Here is a 20,687-nt window from a genome sequence, read left to right on the forward strand (position 1 = left end):
CCTCAGTCCCCTTGCAGAATCAGCGTGGTCTGCTCGGACAGGATCCCCCCGTTGCCGGACACGAAGGCCCGGTTGCAGTCCGCGACCTGCGCGGCGCCCGCCCGGCCCATGATCTGGCGGGTGGCGTCGCAGACATGGTGCATTCCACCGGCCAAACCCGCTTGGCCGAAACCCAATTGCCCGCCGGCCGTGTTGAGCGGGAAGTCACCGCGGAAGGTCAGGTCATGATTCGCGACGAACTCCATGCCCTTGCCCTTCTCGCAGAAGCCGGCATCCTCCAGCGAGAGCAACACGGTGATGGTGTAGCAGTCGTAGATCGAGACCATGTCCATCTGCTCACGGCTCAGATCGGTCATCGCGAACGCGGTGTCCGCCGCGGCGGCGATCGGGGTGTTGAGCAGATCCTCGGCATACGTCGGCGTTTTGAATGGCACGTGTTCGCCGAAGCCCTTGATCCACACCGGGCGATTACACGACCGCTTGGCGACGTCCGCGCTGGCGACGATGACCGCGGCGCCCCCGACGCAGGGCATCACGATCTCGAGCATGTGCAGCGGGTCGGCGATGACCGGGCTGGCCAGCACGTCGTCGACGGTCAGTGGCTTGTCCTTCCAGATCGCGCCGTCGGTGTGGTTGGCGTTGACCCGCTGGTCGACCACGATTTTGGCCATCGCGCGCTCGTCGTAGCCATAGACCGCGGCGTAACGCTGCGCCACCTGACCGTACGGTCCGTTCTGGCCGAGGTTTCCGTAGGGAATCTCGAATTCGGCCTGCGGAGAGCCATATTGATTGCTCGACGAGCCGAAGAACATCGCGTCGACCATGGGCCGGGGCTTCTTCTTGGACGACGGGGTGATGTAGCGCGCGGGCAGCGCGCACAGGACGGCGTCGCAGATCCCCAGCTCGACGGCCGCGGCCGCGCGCCACACCATGGCCGCGGCGCTGGCTCCGCCCAGATCGACGTGCTCGGCGAATCGCGCTCCCACGCCCAGGTATTCGGCGACCGTAGACGGGACAAAGATCTCCGACTCGGCAAGGTGCGATGCCGCGATTCCGTTGACGACGTCTCCCGGCAGGCCCGCGTCCTCGAGCGCGGCCGCACCTAGTTCCGCCCACTGCTCGAGGACGAACGGCGCGGGCGAGGCCTTGTTGAGCCGCTCGGGCGGAAGTTCGACGTATCCGACGATCGCGGCTTCTCCGCGTAATCCCATGCCGTGCCCTACTTTCGGGGTAATCCGAGAATCATCTGCGCGATTATGTTGAGCTGAATCTCGCGGGTGCCGCCGCCGATCAGTTCGGCGGGGAGGTGCAGATAGGGTTCCACGACCGCGGTGTCGGGGTCGTCGACCATCGCGACCTGCCCGGTCAACTGCAGCGTGGCCTGGAAGGTGCGCCGCAGCAGCACATTCATGGCGACCTTGGCGATGCTGGACGCCGGTCCGGAAGCCTGGCCGTCGAGCAGCCGGATGGTTTCCCGCACCCCAAGCGCCCTGATGGCGTTGGTGTAGGCATCGAGCTCGCCGAGCTCACGCAACGCGTCCTCACGATCGGGTCCGGGTTGAGCGGCCAGCCGGCGCATCGCGACGGCGCGGTCGAACTTGACGTATCCGCTGATGGCCGAACGCTCTTCGGCCATCGTGGCGATCGCGAGGCTCCAACCGTCGGTGGGTCCGCCCAGCAGCATCTCGTCGGAAACGAACACGTCGTTGAGGAACACCTCGTTGAAGTGTGCCTGCCCGGTTGCCGTCTTGATCGGCTGGATCTCGACCCCGGGGGATCGCATATCGAGGATGAAATAGCCGATGCCGCGGTGCTTGCTGGCTTCGGGGTCGGTGCGCGCGAGCAGCGCACCCAGGTCGGCGTACTGCGCCAACGACGTCCAGATCTTATGGCCGTTGATCCGCCAGCCGCCATCGACCTTGGTCGCCCGGGTGGTCAGCGACGCGAGGTCGGAGCCGGCTCCCGGCTCGCTGAACAGCTGGCACCACAGGATGTCGCCGCGTTGGGTCGCGGGGATCAGCTTCTCCTGCAGGTCTTTTGGTGCGGCGGCCAAGACCGAGGGCAGGATCCATTCGGCGATGTTCAGCGACGGCCGGACCAGACCAGGTCGCTTGGCGAACTCCTCGTCGATGATGAGCTGCTTCAACGGATCCGCGTCGACGCCCCACGGGGCCGGCCAGTGCGGCGCCATGAGGCCGGCGTCGGCGATCAGCGTGCGTTGCGGACCGGTGGCGAGGTGCTCATAGTCGCCGTGCGGCGCGGGTTTGTCGTTGCGCAACTGCAGGGCCGCATCCAGCGTTTCGGCTACCCAGGAACGGAATTCCGGCTCCGCGTCGCCGAGGTTCACCGACATGTCGCGCGTCTGGGTGCACGTCAACTCCCCCAGCCGGCGCGCCCAGCGATTCGCCGGACCTATCGATCCCGCCAGGCTGATGGCCCGCCGCCAGTACAGGTGCACGTCGTGTTCCCAGGTGAAGCCGATGGCGCCGAGCATCGTCAGGGCGTCGAGCACCAGATCCGGGGCGGGCGAGATCGCGATCACCGCCGCCCCGGCCGCCGCGAGGCGGTGCTGGTCGAGTGACTCGTCGACGGCGCGCACCGCGTCCCAGGCTGCCGCGGTGGCCAACTCGCTGTTGACCAAGAGCAACGCTGCACTGTGCTGCAGCGCCTGGAATGTGCCGATCACCTTGCCGAACTGCTCGCGGATGCGTAGGTGCGCGGTGACGGCCTCCACGCACCACTGGACGATCCCGGCGGTCATGCTGGCGACGAGTCCCACCATCACGCAGCGGGCGCGCTCCGGATCGATGCCGGTGAGCAGGTCGGACTGGGCCGCACGGTAATTGTCGAGTCGCAGGATCCCGGCGTCGCCGACCAGGTCGGTGCCCGAGATGGGCTCGACGGTGGCCGTGGGCTTTTGGCCGTCGACCAGCGCCCAGACGATGTCGCCGCCCGCGGTCCGGGCGCCGACCAGGATGATCCGCGCGGTGCACACGCCCGCAGTGACCGCCGATGCGCCGCTGATCAGCCATTGCCCCTCTTCGGCCCGCGCGCCCAAGCCGCCGTTGTCGTCATCGGGCAGGACGATCGCGGCGGTGGCGCCCGACGCCAGGTCGCGCAGCAAAGCCTGCGCGCTCGGTGTCGGCTCGGCGAGCAGTGCGACGGCTCCGGCGGCCACCGTCGGCAGCAGCGGACCGGGCAGCAGCGCTTTGCCCGCCGATTCCAGAACGCATGCGGCGTCGATCGACCGTCCGCCTTGGCCGCCGAGGTCTTCGGGCAGATGCACGGCATGAAAGCCGTTGGCCACTAGGGCATCCCACCATCCCGGCACCCGTCCGGCGGCAAGATCGTCGAAACTGTCGCGCGTCGCGGCGATGGGAGCATTGCGGGCGGCGAACTGCCCCACGGCGTCGCTGAGCGACTGTTGCTCCGGACTCAGTCCCAGGGTCACGAGGACGGCCGAGAGATGACTGGCGTTGGCCGCACGGACTGCTATCCTTTCGTCACAAGACGGACCGTCTCGTCTTGTAGAAGACTACCGGGGCGGGTCAGGATATGTAAAGCGCGCCCGATCCCCCGGCGAGCAGCTTTCGATCTGAGTTCGCGGAAGCGAGGACCACCAGATGCCAACCGATCTCAGCGGGGTGAACGCGCAGGCGGGCGCGCCTAGGAGGCGCAGCGAGAAGTCCCGCACGGCGATCGTCACCGCGACCCGCGAACTGTTGCTCGAGCGCGGATTCGACGGGCTGACCATCGAGGCGGTCGCCGCGCGCGCCGGTGTGGGCAAGCAGACCATCTACCGGTGGTGGCCCACTCGTCCCGCGCTGGTTGCCGACGTGATGCTGGAGGACGCCGACAAACTGCTCGCGTCGGTCAACCACAGCGGCAACCTCACCACCGACCTGGTGGCCTGGGTGGGCAAGCTGTTCACAAGCCTGACGACGGCACGGGGTTCGGCCATGCTGCGAACGCTGACCGTCGCCTGCATGGAACACGAGGACACCGCCGTCAAATTGCGCGCCGGATTCAGTGCCCCGCTGCACAACAGCGTGCGGGCCCGGCTGCTGGCCCATGGGATCGACGAGGCCACCGCCGACTCGGCCGCGGACGCGATCGTCGGCGGGGTGGTGTACCCGATCCTCTCCGGCGCGCAGCCCTACTCGCGCCGGCGAGCCGAACGGACCACCCGGCTCATCGTCGAGGCCCTTACCGAAAGCTGATCAGCCGACCGTCACCGCGGCCAGCCCCCGGCGCACTCGGTCGGGCAGGGAGCCGCCGTGGCTCAGCCAGTCATCGAGCGCGATGCGCACCGCCGCCATGGCCAGGGCACCGATCAATCGCGGGCGCGGATCCTGCGCGGTCAGCCCGGGCATCCGGGGGGCGATGAGCTCGGCGATCGCCGACTCGTAGCGCACATAGATGTGCAGCGTCCACGCGTCCAGCGTCTCGGATGACCTCGTCAACGTGGCTAATTCGCGGATCTGGTTTTCGGTCTCGGCGAAGCCGCGGGCGAGTTCACCGAATGCGCCGATCACCGCTTCGAGGGCGGTCAGCTGCGGCGGCTGGGCGGCCAGTGCCGTGGTGATCCGGCCCAGCCAGTGGGCGTTCATGCCCTCGGCGACGGCGTCTTCCTTGGAGTTGAAGTAGCGGAAAAACGTCGCCCGGCCGATATCGGCGGAGTCGGCGATGCGGTCCACGGTGGCTCCTGCCAGGCCGCGACTGGCGACCAGCTGGGCCGCGGCCGTGGCGATGCGCTGGCGCATCGCCGCCCGCTTCCGCTCGGCCAGCGACGGCATAGCGGACGCTGAACCAGACATGTCCCCAACCTGTTCTTGCGAATCGACACCGAAAGCGTAAGACATAGTCTTAGCATGAGACGATGTCTCATAGCCCCGATTCGTCCGATCCGCCGGCCCCCAAGGCGCGCGCCGCGTGGCAGTTCTTCCAGCAGATGCTCGGCGACGTCACGAAGATCGTGACCGAGGACGCCGAGTCGGAGCGGGAACTGGCGGAGGGTCTGCGCCTGATCGCCCGGGTGTCGTCGCTGTGTGCGCAGATGACGGTCGAGTCCGACCCCGAGCGGCCGTCGTTCTTCGACATGTGTTCGGAGAACCGGATGGTCGGCGGCCCCAACCCCGACGGGAACTACTACCTGGCGATGATTCGCGGCGACCGCCGCTACCGGATCAGCGGAACCCGCGGCACCAGCGCCTACCTCGGATTCCAGGTTCTGGCCGGCACCGGACTGACGCCGAGGCGGATGGCGGGTTACGTCAGCGACGGGGACCTGGTGCTCGGCTCCGGAGGATTTGCGCTCGTGCTATCCGCCGACGAGCCCACCGATCTGGCCGGCGCCCAGTGGGTGAAGATTCCCCACGACGCCTCGTCGGTGGTCGTCCGGGAATACATCGGCGACCGGACGAGCGAGGAATTGGCCGCGCTGCGGATCGAGGCACTGGAACCCGGGCCCGTGACGACGCTGACCGACGACGAGCTCGCCGACCAGTTCACCGCAATGGCGTGGTCGCTGATGAAGCTCGCGACGCTGCACCGCACGATCAAACCGGAACTGCTGCAAAGCCCGAACACCTTGTTGACCGCCCAGGCCGCCGATCTGGGTGGGGCCGATACCACGCCGGACAACCTGTACATGATCGGGACCTTTCGGCTCGAACCCGGCCAGGCCCTCCTCCTCGAGATCGCGCCGCCCGACACCCGGTACTGGAACGTCACGCTGGAAAGCATCTGGCATGAATGCCTGGAGCCGCGCCGCGGGCACAGCTCGGTGACGAATCGCGGCGTACCGCCCGATGCCGACGGACGGGTGCGGATCGCGGTCTCCGCCAACGACTTCGGGCTCGGCCATTGGCTCGACACCGGCGGCCGGCATCGGGGCTTTATCGTCCTGCGCTGGCTGGACAATCCGAGCCCGCCCGAGGTCACGGTATCGGTGCGCGAAGGCGAGGAGCGGATATGACCCTGCAGGACCGATTCGCCCCGGAACGGCTGATCGCCGCCGCCTGCGAAGAAGTCGGCAGCGACGACTTCGGCGACGAGGGTTGGCGGCCCGGTCTGCACCGGGTCACCGACGGGCTGATCAACGACGCGCGGCTGTCCGATATCGGAGTCGAGATCGCGCACCTCGACCTCATGCGGGCTTTGAAGAACCGTCTCGGCGTAATCGCCTGGCGCAAAGAGCATCCCGAGATCGCCGCCGAGGAGATCAAGGCGCCGATCTTCATCGTCGGCCAGCCGCGCACCGGCACCACGATCCTCTACGACCTGCTCGCCCAGGATCCCGAGCTGCGCGCACCGCTCACGTGGGAGGTCGACGAGCCCTGTCCGGTGCCGCAGCCCGAGACCTACCACAGCGATCCCCGGATCGCCCAGATACAGGCCAGCATCGACCTTTCCGAGCAGATCATGCCCGGCTTCCTGGCCTTTCATCCGATGGGCGCACTGGTCGGCCAGGAGTGCGTGCGCATCACCGCGGCCGAGTTCGTCAGCATGATCTTCTCGGTGCAGTATCGGCTGCCGAGTTACTACCGTTGGCTGCTGTACGAAGCCGACCACGCCGGCGCGTATCGCTTCCATCGAATCTTCCTGCAGCACTTGCAGTCTGGCGTGCCAGGCCAGTGGCTGCTCAAGTCGCCGGCGCACCTGTGGCAGCTGGATGCGCTGCTGGCCGAATACCCGGACGCCCTGATCGTGCAGACCCACCGCGATCCGCTCAACGTCATCTCGTCGATCACCGCGCTGACCCACCACCTGCGCCGGATGTGCAGCGAAGAATCCAGCATCGCGGAATGCGCGGCCCAGTGTTACGAGGAGATCGTCGTCGGCCTGGAGCGCGAGATGGCCTTGCGTGACAGCGGCGCCGTGCCGGCGGGCCGGGTGATCGACGTGCAGTTCGCCGACTTCATGAACGATCCGTGGACCACGATCAAAGACATCTACCAGCGGTTGGACCGCGAGCTGCGTCCCGATGCCGAGCGCAGGATGCGTGTTTTCCTCGCCTCTCACCTCTCCGACGGCGGCCGCGGCCGGTACACCTGGTCGAACACCGGGCTGGACACCGTCGAGGTGCGTGAGCGGGTCAGCGCCTACCAGGACCGCTACGGGGTGCCCACTGAACAGCTGCGCTGACGTGGCGTGGGAGCGCGCGACGTCAGCATTCCGTGCCGTCGCGCCAAGAGTTCCGGCAATCAGGCCGAGCCAAAACCTAATTGGTGATCCGCCGGGCGTAACATGCCCGAGGCTAAAACAGCGACAAACATCCACCCCACCAATTGGATGCTCTCGCCCAGCCGCTCCGTCAACGCGCGCCAGCCGCTCGTATCCGATTCACCCATACCGTCCTCGATGCTCCAGATCGGGAATTCGTCCACCATCTGCGCATACCGATCGATCATCTCCTCACTTGAAAGCGAATGTCCACCAACCTCATAGCGGTTGTTACGGTGGAATTCGCGAACGTGCGACACCGCTTGACCGACGCCGCGACCGCCGTACCGCGTCACGTCGCCGTCGCGCAGCTCCACCGCTTACCCGCTGCCGGTGGATGCCCCCGACGGCACACTGGCGAGCACGTCGCGACCATCGGACAACGCCATCCGTACCGACACGGTTGGGCACCCGCGGGAATCCAGCATCTCCACCGCCGAAACAGCCGAAAACGTCACAGGCATAACGGTTCTCCTGAATCGAGGCGCCCAGTGACCATTGGCGTAGGACCACAGCAATGCCTGTGGTCGTCGCGATTGTGGCGAGCCCCACCGCGGTCGGACACAGACTTTACCAGCGGTGACTAAGCCGATTATTGCGACGGAGGAAGATCCACGACCACCGACCGCCTCAAACTCACCGGTTGATCGAATATCGGCTATTCGCGCATACACATCCGGGGCGTAGTATCTCGGCAAAGCGATCAGACCAGACGATGTCCCCATCGTCGTGACATGAAAGCGCTTGTATACCAATACTTGAGGAGCGGCAGTGGACGAAGACTGTCTGAAGCTCACCACTTATTTGGCCGAGCGCCGGCGAGTCCACGACGGCTTTGTCTCCGACGTGCTGCTCGGCTTGTGCGCACAGCACCGAATCGCTTGTGGCGTCCTGCTGCGCGGCATCGGTGGGTTCGGCACCGGGCACTATCTGCGCACCGACGAGTCTTTGACGTTGTCCGAGGACCCGCCCGTCGCGGTCGTCGCCGTCGACACGAGAACGAAGATCGAGGCGCTGCTCGCCCCGGTGCTGGCGGTCAAGCAGCGCGGCCTGGTCACCCTGGAGCGCGCCCGGCTGCTCCACGACGGCATCGGGCCACTGCAGCTGCCGGAGGACCTTCGGGGCGCCGTCAAACTGACGATCTACGTCGGCCGCAAGCAACGCGTCAACGGCTCGCCCGCCTACATCGCCCTCTGCGATTTGATGCACCGGCGTGGCCTTGCCGGCGCCACGGTGCTGCTCGGGGTGGACGGCGTCGCACACGGGGAACGCCAGCGCGCGAACTTCTTTGGCCGCAACACCGACGTTCCGATGATGATCGTGGTCGTCGGATCCGGTGAGCGCATCGGCGGTGTGCTACCCGAACTCGGCGAGCTGCTGCGCCGGCCGCTGTTCACGCTGGAACGGGTCCAGGTGTGCAAGCGCGACGGCCAGTTAGTGGAGCGGCCGCACGCCCTGCCCGGCGTCGACGAGCGGGGCCTGCCGCTGTTCCAGCAGCTGACGGTCTACACCTCGGAGTCGGCACACCACGGCGGGGTGCCCATTCACCGCGCGATCGTCCAGCGACTGCGCCGGGCCAAAACGGTTGACGGCGCCACGGTGCTGCGCGGCGTCTGGGGTTTCCATGGCGACCACCCACCGCACGGTGATGGCTTGTTCTCCCTGACCCGCCGGGTGCCCGTCGTCACCGTCGTGATCGACACCCCGGCCAACATCGCCGAATCCTTTGCCATTGTCGACGAATTGACCCGGGACGAGGGCTTGGTGACCAGCGAGATGGTGCCCGCGCTGGTCTCCGACGACGGCGACACCGGGCCACCGCGCATGGCCCAGAACCGTTGCTAGATCAGCCGGCGACCGAGGCGTCGTAGATCGACTGAATCGCCTTGTCCAGCGTGGCGTCGAACTGCTCGTCGGACTGGTCGACGGTCAGGCCCTCGGTCAGCGCGCGGCTGAAGCTGGCGATCAACCCGGTGTTCTTCGCCAACAGCTCGTTGGCCTCCTCGCGGGAATAGCCACCGGAGAGCGCGACCACCCGCATCACCTTCGGGTGCTCGATCAGCGGACGGTAGAAATTGACCTTGGTCGGCAGGCTCAGCTTGAGCATGACGCGCTGCCCGTCGGGCACGTTCTCGAGCTGCTTGGTGATCTCGTCGCGCAGCAGGCCTTCGGCCTCGGCCTTGTCCGAAATCGAGATGGTGACCTCGGGTTCGATGATGGGTACCAAGCCGTGTGAGAGCACCCGGTGACCCAGCTCGAACTGCTGGGCGACCACGGCCGCGATGCCCTTGGGGTTGGCGCCGCCGATCACCGACCGCTCCTTGGTGCCGAAGACGCCCAGGCCGGCGGCCCGATCCAGCAGCTCGTCGAGGCCCGGGATCGGCTTCATCAGCTGGACGTCGTCGGACGCGTCCGCCAGGCCCTTGTCGATCTTGAGGATGGGCACCACGCCCTTGGTTTCCCACAGGTAGGTGGTCGACGGCTTGCCGGCGATCTGGCGGTCCATGGTCTGCTCAAACAGGATCGCGGCCAGCACCCGGTCGCCGGTGAACGCCGGCGAGGTGATGATCCGCGAGCGCATCTGGTGAATGAGGTCGAACATCTCCTCCTCGGAGGAGTACGCGTCGTCCTCGATGCCGTACAGGCGCAGCGCCTTGGGCGTCGAACCGCCGCTCTGGTCGAGCGCCGCGATGAATCCCTTGCCCGACGTCATCCGGTCCGCTTGCTGCTGGTTCGACATTGGACTCTCCCAGTTCCTCGTGGCCCTCACGGGTGCAGCACGCCCGGCCGGTGGCCACGCGCGCTCAAGTCTGAATCGTGCCGATCATATTCGGCCACTTCGAGCCCGAGCAGGCAGGTCGCCAGACTGCGATTTTGGTCTCAGGCCCGGTCTGGCTGCGCGGCGGCGGGCTTCGTGCGCCACAGCGCCATGCGGTCGAGAAGCCGGTCACGCAGGACGAGCGTGTGAAAGAGTACCGCCGTCATGTGGGCGGTAAACGCGAGGAAGAGCAGCAGCGCGAGAACGCCGTGACACTGCCGGAGCACCGCGAAGACGTCGATGTTGCGAGGCGCGATACCGGGCAGCGCCAGCCGCCCGACCAGGGTGATCGGGAATCGCGCCGCTGACAGCATCGCCCACCCGGTCAGGGGCTGCATCAGCAGCAGGGCGTAGAGCAGGTACTCCGACCACGTCGCGATGCGGCGTTCGGCTCTGCTCATGGTGGCCAGAAACGGTGGCGGCCGGTGCGTGAGCCGGTTCGCCGACCTGACCAGGGCGAACGCCAGGATCGCCAGGCCCAGGGGACGATGGATGGCCAGCAGCACCGGGTAGCAGCTCAGGGCGGCGACCATGGTCACGCCGATGAGCAACTGCGTGATCACCATCGGCGCCATCAGCCAGTGCAGAACGCGCGACGGCAGGGTAAACCGTGCCGCGCCGGAGCTCGCCGGCTCGTCCATCACAGCGCCGATCTCACGGTGACCGCGCTGGGCGTCGTGGGCTCCTCGGCGCGGCGGGTGAACGAGCGCGCGTAGACGGCCGAGCGCGCCGCGAGCAGGGGGTCATCGGAGGCGGCGATGCCGTCGGGCAGCACCAGCGGGTCGAAGTTGATGTCGCGGGCGTTGCCGGCCTCCTCGGTCTGGACGGCGGAGATGGTGATGGTGCCGGCGTCGATGGTGCGCCGCGCGGCCGGCCACGGTTTGGTGGCGTCGTGGGTCGGATCGCCCGGCTCACCGACGGTGAGCAGCAGCCGCCAACTCAGCGGGGTGTGCGCAAGCGTGCGGATGAGGTCGTCGAACAGGTAGTCCGTGGCCGCCGGCCCGGATGGTGGGGCTGTCACGTCGGCGCCTCGCTGGGGAATGGCGGACCAGCGCACCGGCAGCGTGGCGCCGGCACCGTCGGTGAACCGGAAGGCGTTCAGCCCATGGAACGCGCTGTCGGCGAAGCCCGCGCTCGGCGGTGTCTGCTTGATGATGCGCATCGCGGCGGCGGTCTCGGGATGACGCCGCAGGAACGCGGCCATTTCCTGCGGGTCAGGCTTGCCCGTGCCGGGTTGCGGCTTGGAGGCGAGCAACCGGTCGTAAAAGCCCTGGGGCGTGCTGTCCGGAAAGACTGGGATGTTGATCATCGCGGTGCGCCACTGCCGGCCGGCGGGCGCGTCGAACAGCAGCCCCAGCCCCCGGACGGTGTCGGGCGTGTCGGCCTGATCGGGCAGCCCACCGGACAGCGAGAACCGGCCGATCAGCGGAACGCTCCCGCGACGGAAGACCGCGGCCCGGCATATCGCCACGGCCGCCCCCGTGCTGACGAACGTTCCGGTGGCGCTCAGGCCCTTTGCGTGGTTCCGCCGGAAGCCGTCATGACGGCCGTAGACCTGCTCGAAGCGATCCGTGAACCGGGTCGGAGTCAGGGCGCCGGGCCGCAGCCAGCCGCCGGCATAGGCGAAGCCGCCCACATCGACCGCGGCGACACCGGCTACCGCACCCATACCCAGTAGCGCGCGCCGCCGGTTCAGCGCACCGAGCCGCGGCACTGTGGGCGTAATCTCCGCCGGGTCGTCGGGCTCTTCGCCCCCCTCACGCTCGCCGCCGCGATCATGGGGTTCCACGGACCAGCGTCCTTTCCGTTTGTGCAGGCCACGCCCCGCGGGCTGAGAAGGAAGTCGGTGGAAGCAAGTCACGCGCGGGCGGCTGCCCCGTGCAACTTCTGCGCCGGCCGTCACGCACATCCGGACTACGTCGCGGCGCCGAAAATCGTTCAGCGTTTTGAGCGTGGTATGCCGCGTGTCCTACCATTGACTAAACACTTGTAGCTGTATCTGCATTTGGTAGCGCAGATCGACGGAGTGCGTCTCCTCCGTCGGCAAGCGTGTTCCCGTGGGGTTGAATCAACAGCCCCCGGATATAACAGTGGCTGTTTTCAGAGCTAGCGGTGTCCCGCAGGGGACCGAATGTGAGTGATAGACCATGGGCGAACAAACCGGCGACTTCGTCGATCCAACCGCTTTCGAAGTGGGCAAACACCAGGTAGACCAGGCGGTCGTGCTCACCGTCTCCGGCGAGGTCGACATGCTCAGCTCGCCGCTACTGGCCGATGCCATTCAGACCGCGCTGGCCACCAAGCCCGCGGCGCTGATCGTTGACCTGTCCAAGGTCGGTTTCCTGGCATCGGCCGGGATGACCGTCCTGGTGACCGCGCAGGCGGAGATCGAGCCGCCGACGCAGTTCGCGGTGGTCGCCAACGGCTCGGCCACCAGCCGGCCGATCAAACTCATGGGAATCGACAGCGTGCTCTCGCTCTACAGCACCCTTGACGGTGCGTTGAGCGGTATCGCTGGTGAGTGAGCCGCGACCGAGTGAGGACGCAACCAGGGACGATGGGATGCTCTGATCAGCCGCAGAACGTGCACATCGATGACCGCTCTCGCTTCGAACGAACGCGAGTGGCCGCCGACGCGCGCAGCGCGGCCCGCACCCGTGCCGAATTCGGAGTGTGGCTCGGACGGTATTTCGCACTGGACGACGACCGCTTCAACGACCTGTTGCTGGCGGTCAACGAGGCGATCGCCAACGCCGCGGAATTCGCCTATGTCGAGGCCGCGGAGCGCGGGACGGTCGACGTGCGAGCGGCCTACGACGGCGAGTCGGACACCCTCGCGGTGATTGTCGACGACCGCGGCCGGTGGCGGCAGAAAAAGCCGGTCCGGTACCAACAGCAGATGCGCGGCCGTGGCATCCCGCTGATGGAGGCGCTCGCCGACGAGGTCGCCATCGACCGCACTCCGCAGGGCACCCGCGTCACGCTGACGTGGAGCGGGCTGACGCAGCCCGGCTGTAACGCCTGATCAGCCCGCCGGCGCCAGCACCTGCTGGATGCGTTCCTCGCGCGGCAGCACCGGACCATCGTCGAGGGATTCGTCGATGCCGAGTTCGGTGAGCCCGGCGCTGGTCAGCAGCGAGGTGCCGTAGGCGGCCAGCACGAGTTTCTGGTCGTCGCTGTGACCGTCCTCGACGAGCATCGCACCGATCAGGCAGATGACGGCCATCTTGAAAGCGTTGAACGCTCGGTACCAAGACCGGTTCGCGACCGTGATCCCGCTGGCCGATTCGTAGTGTGCGAGCAAGGCATCGATGGAAAGCGCTGCAGGGTGGCTGTTGATCCCGACCGGCTGCATCCACAGCATTTCGAGCCAGCCGATGTCGGTGAGCGGGTCGCCGACCGTCGTCATCTCCCAATCGAAGACGGCGCTGACCTCGCCGCCGATGAAAGCGAAGTTGCCCGGCTTGGCGTCGCCGTGCACCAGCGTGACCGTGGGGCACTGCGCGGGCTTGGCGGCGAGCAGTTCCCGGTGCAGCCGCTCCAGGGCGGGCAGCCGGTCGCGCCTGACCCTGTTCATCTCCGCCGCCCAGTGGCCGAGTTCGCGGTCGAGGTGGTCGGCGCCGTTGCCGAGGGTGTCCAGCCCGGTGCGGCTGAGGTCGACGGTGTGGACGGCGGCCAGTTGTTCGGCCAGGCTCTGGCACATGCGCACCACCGTGTCGTCGGCGGCGTGGGCCGGCGGCTCCATCTCGTAGACGTCGCCGGCCACCCATTCCATGACAAGGAACGGCCTGCCGAGGACGTCGCCGGTCGGCTCCAGCCACAGGCCCGGCGGGACGCGGACCCGGGTATCGGCCAAGGCCCGCAGGATCTTGAACTGGCGCGCGAGGTCGTAGGGCTCCAGCAGCGCGCGTGGTTGGGGGCGCAGGCGCAACACGACGTCTTGCGCGTCATCATCTCGGCCGAGTGCCCGAAGCTCACCCTGTCGATGCCCTCGAGACGGACGTCGTCGGCGTCGGGCACCTGCGTGCGCAGCCAGCCGCTCAACCGTTGTTCCAGCTCGGCGCCCAGCGTCATTGGCGGACCCCGTCGCCGTCGGCGGGCAGTCGATCGACCGGCGTCTTGTCCTGGGTGAATGCGGACATGTCCATTGCCGTCCAGTTGGGGTAGCGGCGATAGCCCTGCCCGCCGAGCAGCAATTCGAATACGCCCCGACCGGTCTCGCCGTCGCGCTCGAACCGCATCAGCTGGTCGAGGGCCATCGACTTGCCCTCGGTCTCGGTCAGTTGTTCGGGATCGCAACTGTTCCAAGCGAAATGAATGAAGTAAGCTCCGCCGCCCAGGTCCTCGTATCGGCAGTGGGCCATCGGCAGGCCGTAGTAGGCGTTGACCTCCAGATGGGGTGCCTCAACGATCACCCGGTAGGTCTCGCCGTCCTCGTCGGTGAAGACCAGGGCCGCACGGGTGGGCCGCTTGCCGTCGCCGTCGAACTCGAGCTCGTGCTCGATCCCGACGAACCGTTTCGACAAGGTTCCGTCGGCGTGGGTGATACCGCCGTCTACGTAATTGACTGTGCCATCAGATGATTCGATGATCTAGGCCTCGATGGCATGGTCATCGAAGCCCGCGTCGAGCCACAACCAGAAGTCGATCTTGTCGGAGACGCGCACCCCGAAGGTGCGGTCGCAACCGCCGTGGAAGCCGTCGACGCTGATGCGTTCCCCGTCGATCTGCACCCAACCGCTCCATCGCCCCGGTTCTTTCATGTGGTACATGTCGGCGAGCAGTTCGCCTTCGTTTCCATGCACTTTCATGGGCAACAGCTCCCACATCGGGGCGGTGGGTTCGTAGTAGAGCTCCCACTCGATCCCGGAGTTGTTGGGCTGGATGTCCAATCGCCACTTCTTCAGCGGCTCCACACAGGTCCACCGCATTGGCCCAGCGCTCAGGTCGGCGCGGTCGTCGCCGGTGACCGGACGTCCGGACAACAGATCCCAGTGCCGGCCGTCGGCGAGGCTGACCTTGACGTAGCCCCAGCCCGCTGGCGGTGTTCGGGTTGTTTCCGTAGCCGCTGCCCAACAGCATCGTGCCGTCCGGTGATGCGGCGAAGAAGTAGCACCGATCCGACCAAGTCGGGTCGGTGCTGTGCACCTGGTCGAACGTCGTCGGAAGCTGGTGGGTGAAGGACTCGTCCGCGGCGGAGTACCCCATCCCTTGTCCTTTCTGTGACTGGTAATCCGCTGTGCCGCAATGGGATTCACCATCAGATGGGGGCGGGGCGGATTCTGCTGGCGCCAGATAGCAAAGCCGCACAACGCATCCCGTAACATCGCCGCCATGGAACCGAGCCGGCGGTGGGGGGACGACCGCGCGATCCTCGATGACGAGGAGGCCCGCAGACGGATCCTGGACGCCGCGGGCCGCTGCATCGTCCGGCGCGGCAATACCCAGTTCCGGGTGGGCGAGGTGGCCGACGAGGCCGGGGTGTCACGGTCGACGGTGTACCGGTATTTCCCGGGCCGCGACGATGTGCTGCTGGGCCTGATGCTGACGCGTGTGGACAGCGCGATCTCTGAGTTGGTGCGCAAACTGCCCACCCCCGAGGACCCCGTTCGGTCGTTGCCCGAGATGGTGCTGGCCCGGGTGGAGTCGGTGGACGGCAACTCGCTGAACGAAGCGTTGTTCGCCTCCGAGAGCACCGCGGTGGCCTCGGCGCTGGCGAAGGGATCCGAGCCCATCGTGGAGCTGCTGCTGCGGCACTACGGGCCGTTGCTGAACCGGTGGAAGGCGGCGGGGTTGCTCTACCCGGATGTCGATTTCCGGTCGATCGTCCAGTGGTTGCACACCACGACACTGTTTTTGCTGGCGCCTTCGTGGCGATATCGCACCGTCGCCGACAAACGAGAATTCGTCGAGCAGTTCGTGGTGCGGGCCTTGGTGCCACAGATCAGACAATAATCGTATATTGTCTGATGTCCAGACGTTCTATCGGTTGCCCTACGCCGCGGTGTTAAGAGCGCAGCACTGCGGCCGGCTGGCAAGTCGGGATGGATGGATATGAAAAATCCTGTGGAACAAGCCTTTTCTATCCTGGGTCTGGCCGCCCACCTGGGACGCGGTGCGGGCCGGGTGGCCACCGACGCGGTGGTGGGTGGCCGGTTCGGCCTGCCGCGGACGGTCGAAGGCATCGACCCCGCGGTCCTGTCCCGGGTGATGGGAACCACGGTTCGGTCGATCCGCGTCCTGAGCCGGGACGCGGGCACCTCCTCGCGGGGCCGGCTGGTGCTGACCGGCAAGAACGTGCCCGATTCGGTGTTCGTCAAGGTCGCGGCACAGAGCGCGGCCACCCGGCTGATCGGCGAACTCGGACGTCTGGGACACACCGAGGTGCGGTTCTACCGCGACCTCGCGCCGCAGGTCGTCGGCGTCCCCTACTGCTACGGCGCGGCGTTCGAGGCCTGGACCGGCCGGTACCTGCTGGTCCTGGAGGATCTGCCGGCCGAGTCGTGCGACTTCCCGGACACCTTGCATCCGCTGTCGACCGACCAGGCCAGCCTCATCATCGAGCTGCTGGCCGAATTGCACGCCAATTTCTGGGGCCGGCTGCCGCGCGACGGTCGCGGCCCGCTGGGCTGGCTGTGCACCCCGTCGGGGGACGTCACATCGTTGTTGACCGGTTCGCTCATGCACTCCTCGATCAAGCGCCTCGCCGAGCGCACCACGATTCCGGTGGCCAACGGCAACTTGATCGCCGACAACTACCGCGCCGCCGCCGCCCTCATCGACACTCCCCCGCATACCGTCATGCACGGCGATGCCCACCCCGGCAACATGTACTTCCACGGCGGCAAGGCCGGACTGCTGGATTGGCAGGCGGTGCGCCGCGGGCATCCCTCCCGCGAACTGGCCTACACGCTGATCACCAGCCTGACGCCGGAGGACCGGCGGACCAACCAGCGCGAACTGCTCGACGACTACCGGCGGGCGCTGGTGGCGGCCGGCGGACCCGAGCTGGACGGCGACGAGCTCTGGCTGCGCTTCCGCCAGGGCGCGCTGTATGCGTACACCGCCCCGCTGATCACCGCCGGAATGGGCGGAATGCAGGTCGAAGACATCGCCATGGAGGGCCTGCGTCGCGGCGTCGCCGCGCTCGACGACCTGGAAACCGTCGCAGCCCTTAAGGGTTCGCTGTAGGGCACGCCGAATTCGGCTGAGGCTATTGCCTTCGTCGCGCCAAGAGTTACGCTACCTACCGTAGCGAAATACTGCGCCGCCTGCACGCGTCGACAGCCCTCCGGAGACAAGCCCACGACGGCGAAGAGGAGTCTCATGTTCGATTTGAAGATCATCGGTGGCACGGTCGTCGACGGCACGGGCGCGGAACGCTATCAGGCCGACATCGGCATCAAGGACGGCAAGATCGCCGACATCGTCCGCCGCTCCGCCGACGGCCCCGCGATGAGCGGGGAAGCGGCCGAAACCATCGATGCGACAGGCCATGTGGTGGCCCCCGGCTTCGTCGACATCCACACTCACTACGACGGCCAGGTCAGCTGGGACAGCCTGCTCGAGCCGTCCAGCGGCCATGGCGTGACCACGATCGTGACCGGCAACTGCGGCGTCGGCTTCGCGCCCGTGCGGCCCGGCAGCGAGCAATGGCTGATCGAGTTGATGGAGGGCGTCGAGGACATCCCCGGGACCGCGCTGACCGAGGGCATCACCTGGGGCTGGGAAACCTACCCCGAGTACCTCGATGCGATCGGGAAGCACAACTACGCCGTCGACGTGGGCAGCCAGGTCGCCCACGGCGCGATCCGGGCCTACGCCATGGGCGAGCGCGGTGCCCGCAACGAACCGGCCACCCCCGACGACATCGAGGCAATGGGCCGGCTGGTCCGCGAGGCGATCGAGGCCGGGGCGCTCGGGTTTTCCACCTCGCGCACGATGGGCCACCGCGCGATGGACGGCGAACCGGTTCCCGGCACGTTCGCCGCCGAGGAAGAATTGTTCGGCCTCGGCCGCGCCATGGCGGCCGGCGGTCAGGCGGTGTTCGAGCTGGCCCCCCAGGGGGCGGCGGGCGAGGACATCATCGGGCCCAAGAAAGAACTGGACTGGATGCGGCGGCTGGGCGGCGAGATCGACCGTCCGGTGTCCTTCGCGCTCATCCAGGTGGATGCCGACCCGAAACTGTGGCGCGAGATGCTGGACCTCTCGGCGGACGCGCACGCCGCGGGCGCCCGACTGCACCCGCAGATCGCGGCGCGCCCGTTCGGCATGATGATCGGCTTCCAGGGGCATCACGGTTTCAGTCATCGGCCCACCTACCGGCGGCTGAAGGCCGAGTGCGGCCGCGAGGAGCTCGCGCAGCGGTTGGCCGACCCCGCGGTGAAGGCGGCGATCCTGTCCGAGGACGACCTGCCGCCCGACCCCACGTTGTTGTTCGACGGGATGTTCGCACTGGTGCAGCACTCGCTGGGAAGGCTGTACGCGCTGGGCAATCCGCCGGACTACGAGCCCACACCGGACCGGACCGTCGCGGCCATCGTCAAGGCCCGCGGCGATGAGCCGTTGTCCACGCTGTACGACCTGATGCTGGAGTCCGACGCGACCTCCATGCTGATGCTGCCGCTGTTCAACTACGCCGACGGCAATCACGACGCGATCCGCGAGATGATGTTGCACCCCGCCGGCGTGCTCGGACTGTCCGACGGCGGCGCCCACTGCGGGATGATCTGCGACGCCTCGTATCCGACGTTCCTGCTCACCCACTGGGCGCGGGACCGGCACCGGGGCGAGAAGCTGTCACTGGAGTACGTGATCCGCAAGCAATCTCGCGACACCGCTCACCTGTTCGGCCTGACCGACCGCGGCACCATCGAGCCGGGCAAGAAGGCCGACCTCAACGTCATCGACATGGCTGCTCTGACCCTGCACCCGGCGGCGATGGCATTCGACCTGCCCGCGGGTGGCAACCGAATCCTGCAGGGCGCCAGCGGATATGCGGCGACCATCGTCAGCGGAACGGTGACGCGGCGCAACGACGTCGACACCGGCGCCCGGCCCGGGCGACTGGTCCGCGGAGCGCGTTAAGAACTCCTCGATGGCCACGACGGCCGGCAATCCGGCGCGAACCCGCGACGAGGACGCCATCGGCACCCCGCCCGAATCCGACGCTGGTGCCCGCCGAACGCTACTACTCCCCCGCCTTCGCCGCGCTCGAGCTGCAACGGATGTGGCCGCGGGTGTGGCAATTGGCCTGTATGACCGACCACGTCGCGGCGCCCGGCGACTACTTCGAGTACCGCTGCGGGCCGTACGGGGTGCTGATCATCCGGGACGACGACGGGGTGCTCCGAGCGTTTCAGAACGTCTGCCGGCACCGCGGCAATTCGCTGTGCACCGGATCGGGCTCGGGCTTGCGCGAACTCAAATGCGGCTATCACGGTTGGACCTGGGACCTGGCCGGCGCGCTCAAACGGGTGCCCAACCGCAAGGGCTTCGGCGCCCTGAGGATGTCCGACTTTCCGCTGATACCGGCGCGGGTCGACACCTGGGCGGGGCTCGTCTTCGTCAACCTCGACCCGGACGCGTTGCCGTTGACCGAATACCTGGAGGCGGTGCCCGATGACATCGCCTGGTGTCACCTGGAGGACTTCCGCTGTTACGCGACGCTCACCGTCGAGGTCGACGCGAACTGGAAAACGATCGCCGACGGATACAGCGAGACCTACCACATTGCGACCCTGCATCCCGAACTGCTGCGCTGCGTCGACGACATCCATGCGCCGCAACGGATTTGGGGTCATACCGGCAAGTCCGACCAGCCCTACGGTGTGCCGAGCCCACGCTTTGACGGCGCGCTGAGCGACGAAGAGGTCTGGAACGCCTACGTCTACACGCAGGGAGCGTTGATGGGCGCGGCCGAAGGGACGCCCTTCCCCGCCGACGAACGCCGGCCCGGACAGACGGTCGCCGACCTGATCGCGGACCGAACCCGGGCATTCGCCGCGAGTCGCGGCGTCGATCTCGACTGGGCGGACACCGACCGAATGACCCGATTGCACCAGTACAACGTGTTCCCCAACATGACGCTGCTGACCAACGCCGACCACCTGACCGTGATGTGCTCGCGCCCCGCCTCCGCCCCCTGCCCCGACAGGGGCGAGCTGGTCATGTTCTTGATGACGCGAATGCCGCCGGGGGCGCCACGCACCAAGCCCACGGATGTCCGCATGGCCGCCGACGCGGCCGAGCCGGGCGTGGTGCTCACTCAAGACATCGCGGTGCTCCCCGGCCTGCAGCGCGGCATGCACCAACCCGGCTTCACGCACCTGGTGTTGTCCAGCGAGGAACGCCGCGTGATCAACATGCATCGCAACCTCGAGCGTTACTTGGACCTGCCGGAGTCACAGCGGATGACCGGCGGCGCCTAAAGTTTCTCGCGCGCAGACCCAACTTGGCCCCAGTTAGTGCGCACTGTCATCGCGGGTGTTGATGAGGGGTCGCGGACGTCGCGGGGCCGCGGGGGCGGTGCGTGTTTGGTTGTCGGTGCCCCGATGTCCACGAAGCGGTGGGGGCAGCCGGGAATGTTCACGAATTCCTCGATACCCCAATATGTTTGAGCTTCGATGCATTGCCGGTAGTGACC

At 67.2% G+C, this 20,687-nt stretch carries 17 protein-coding genes and 3 pseudogenes; 10 read left to right on the forward strand and 10 right to left on the reverse strand.

The window, feature by feature from the left end:
• Positions 1-2 precede the first annotated feature (2 nt).
• Both G6N50_RS19360 and G6N50_RS19365 read right to left on the reverse strand, forming a co-directional pair.
• Positions 3-1,211 (reverse strand): thiolase family protein, encoded by a 1,209-nt coding sequence (locus G6N50_RS19360; protein WP_083094741.1) that lies wholly within the window; start codon positions 1,209-1,211, stop codon positions 3-5.
• An 8-nt stretch (positions 1,212-1,219) separates the two neighbouring features.
• The gene (locus tag G6N50_RS19365; RefSeq protein WP_083094742.1) at positions 1,220-3,451 is read right to left on the reverse strand and encodes an acyl-CoA dehydrogenase; all 2,232 of its coding nucleotides are present in this window, start codon (positions 3,449-3,451) and stop codon (positions 1,220-1,222) included.
• Between the two features lie 172 nt (positions 3,452-3,623).
• Here G6N50_RS19365 and G6N50_RS19370 point away from each other — a divergent pair, with 172 nt between their 5' ends.
• Positions 3,624-4,220 (forward strand): TetR/AcrR family transcriptional regulator, encoded by a 597-nt coding sequence (locus G6N50_RS19370; RefSeq protein ID WP_083094743.1) that lies wholly within the window; start codon positions 3,624-3,626, stop codon positions 4,218-4,220.
• On the opposite strand, the gene G6N50_RS19375 is transcribed toward G6N50_RS19370, so the two are convergent.
• A complete protein-coding gene (locus G6N50_RS19375) occupies positions 4,221-4,817 on the reverse strand; it encodes a TetR family transcriptional regulator (protein ID WP_083094774.1) in 597 nt (198 codons plus the stop codon). It lies immediately after the preceding gene.
• A 62-nt stretch (positions 4,818-4,879) separates the two neighbouring features.
• Between G6N50_RS19375 and G6N50_RS19380 the strand changes: the two genes are divergently transcribed.
• Positions 4,880-5,977 (forward strand): DUF1214 domain-containing protein, encoded by a 1,098-nt coding sequence (locus G6N50_RS19380; protein ID WP_083094744.1) that lies wholly within the window; start codon positions 4,880-4,882, stop codon positions 5,975-5,977.
• Positions 5,974-7,146 carry a sulfotransferase family protein gene (locus G6N50_RS19385; protein ID WP_083094745.1) on the forward strand — a complete coding sequence of 391 codons (1,173 nt, stop codon included), beginning with the start codon at positions 5,974-5,976 and terminating at the stop codon, positions 7,144-7,146. Before G6N50_RS19380 ends, G6N50_RS19385 begins: the two co-directional genes overlap by 4 nt.
• Before the next feature lie 59 nt (positions 7,147-7,205).
• Here the strand turns inward: G6N50_RS19385 and G6N50_RS30145 are convergent, their stop codons facing one another.
• Positions 7,206-7,541 (reverse strand): hypothetical protein, encoded by a 336-nt coding sequence (locus G6N50_RS30145; RefSeq protein ID WP_372510025.1) that lies wholly within the window; start codon positions 7,539-7,541, stop codon positions 7,206-7,208.
• 3 nt (positions 7,542-7,544) lie between these two features.
• Positions 7,545-7,688: a hypothetical protein gene (locus G6N50_RS29490; RefSeq protein WP_372510024.1), complete on the reverse strand. Its 144-nt coding sequence runs from the start codon at positions 7,686-7,688 to the stop codon at positions 7,545-7,547.
• A gap of 307 nt (positions 7,689-7,995) precedes the next feature.
• On the opposite strand from G6N50_RS29490, the gene G6N50_RS19395 reads away from it, so the two are divergent.
• Entirely contained in the window at positions 7,996-9,069 is a 1,074-nt protein-coding gene (locus tag G6N50_RS19395; protein WP_083094746.1) for a DUF190 domain-containing protein, read from the forward strand.
• A 1-nt stretch (position 9,070) separates the two neighbouring features.
• On the opposite strand, the gene G6N50_RS19400 is transcribed toward G6N50_RS19395, so the two are convergent.
• From G6N50_RS19400 to G6N50_RS19410, 3 genes are all read right to left on the reverse strand, one after another.
• Complete coding sequence (locus G6N50_RS19400) at positions 9,071-9,964, reverse strand: fructose bisphosphate aldolase (RefSeq protein ID WP_083094747.1); 894 nt, start codon at positions 9,962-9,964, stop codon at positions 9,071-9,073.
• Positions 9,965-10,104: 140 nt separating this feature from the next.
• Positions 10,105-10,683, reverse strand: coding sequence for a cytochrome b (locus G6N50_RS19405; RefSeq protein ID WP_083094748.1), 579 nt, complete (start codon positions 10,681-10,683; stop codon positions 10,105-10,107).
• The gene (locus G6N50_RS19410) at positions 10,683-11,831 is read right to left on the reverse strand and encodes a catalase family peroxidase (RefSeq protein ID WP_372510023.1); all 1,149 of its coding nucleotides are present in this window, start codon (positions 11,829-11,831) and stop codon (positions 10,683-10,685) included. The genes G6N50_RS19405 and G6N50_RS19410 overlap by 1 nt, the downstream gene beginning before the upstream one ends.
• Before the next feature lie 358 nt (positions 11,832-12,189).
• Between G6N50_RS19410 and G6N50_RS19415 the strand changes: the two genes are divergently transcribed.
• Positions 12,190-12,567, forward strand: a complete 378-nt coding sequence (locus G6N50_RS19415; protein WP_083094749.1) for an STAS domain-containing protein — start codon at positions 12,190-12,192, stop codon at positions 12,565-12,567.
• Between the two features lie 32 nt (positions 12,568-12,599).
• Positions 12,600-13,067, forward strand: coding sequence for an ATP-binding protein (locus G6N50_RS19420; RefSeq protein WP_083094750.1), 468 nt, complete (start codon positions 12,600-12,602; stop codon positions 13,065-13,067).
• On the opposite strand, the pseudogene G6N50_RS19425 reads toward G6N50_RS19420, so the two are convergent.
• Together G6N50_RS19425 and G6N50_RS19430 are read right to left on the reverse strand one after the other, a co-directional pair.
• Positions 13,068-14,116: pseudogene (locus G6N50_RS19425) on the reverse strand (phosphotransferase family protein).
• Positions 14,113-15,250, reverse strand: a pseudogene (locus G6N50_RS19430) (hypothetical protein). Before G6N50_RS19430 ends, G6N50_RS19425 begins: the two co-directional pseudogenes overlap by 4 nt.
• A 126-nt stretch (positions 15,251-15,376) precedes the next feature.
• Between G6N50_RS19430 and G6N50_RS19435 the strand changes: the two are divergent.
• From G6N50_RS19435 to G6N50_RS19450, 4 genes and pseudogenes are all read left to right on the forward strand, one after another.
• Positions 15,377-15,997, forward strand: coding sequence for a TetR/AcrR family transcriptional regulator (locus G6N50_RS19435; protein WP_083094751.1), 621 nt, complete (start codon positions 15,377-15,379; stop codon positions 15,995-15,997).
• A gap of 99 nt (positions 15,998-16,096) precedes the next feature.
• Positions 16,097-17,233, forward strand: a complete 1,137-nt coding sequence (locus G6N50_RS19440; protein WP_179970037.1) for a phosphotransferase — start codon at positions 16,097-16,099, stop codon at positions 17,231-17,233.
• A gap of 135 nt (positions 17,234-17,368) precedes the next feature.
• Positions 17,369-19,129, forward strand: a complete 1,761-nt coding sequence (locus G6N50_RS19445) for an N-acyl-D-amino-acid deacylase family protein (RefSeq protein ID WP_083094753.1) — start codon at positions 17,369-17,371, stop codon at positions 19,127-19,129.
• A gap of 10 nt (positions 19,130-19,139) precedes the next feature.
• Positions 19,140-20,472, forward strand: a pseudogene (locus G6N50_RS19450) (aromatic ring-hydroxylating oxygenase subunit alpha).
• Positions 20,473-20,687: the final 215 nt, after the last annotated feature.

The sequence above is a fragment of the Mycobacterium mantenii genome (genome assembly GCF_010731775.1).
Classification (GTDB): domain Bacteria; phylum Actinomycetota; class Actinomycetes; order Mycobacteriales; family Mycobacteriaceae; genus Mycobacterium; species Mycobacterium mantenii.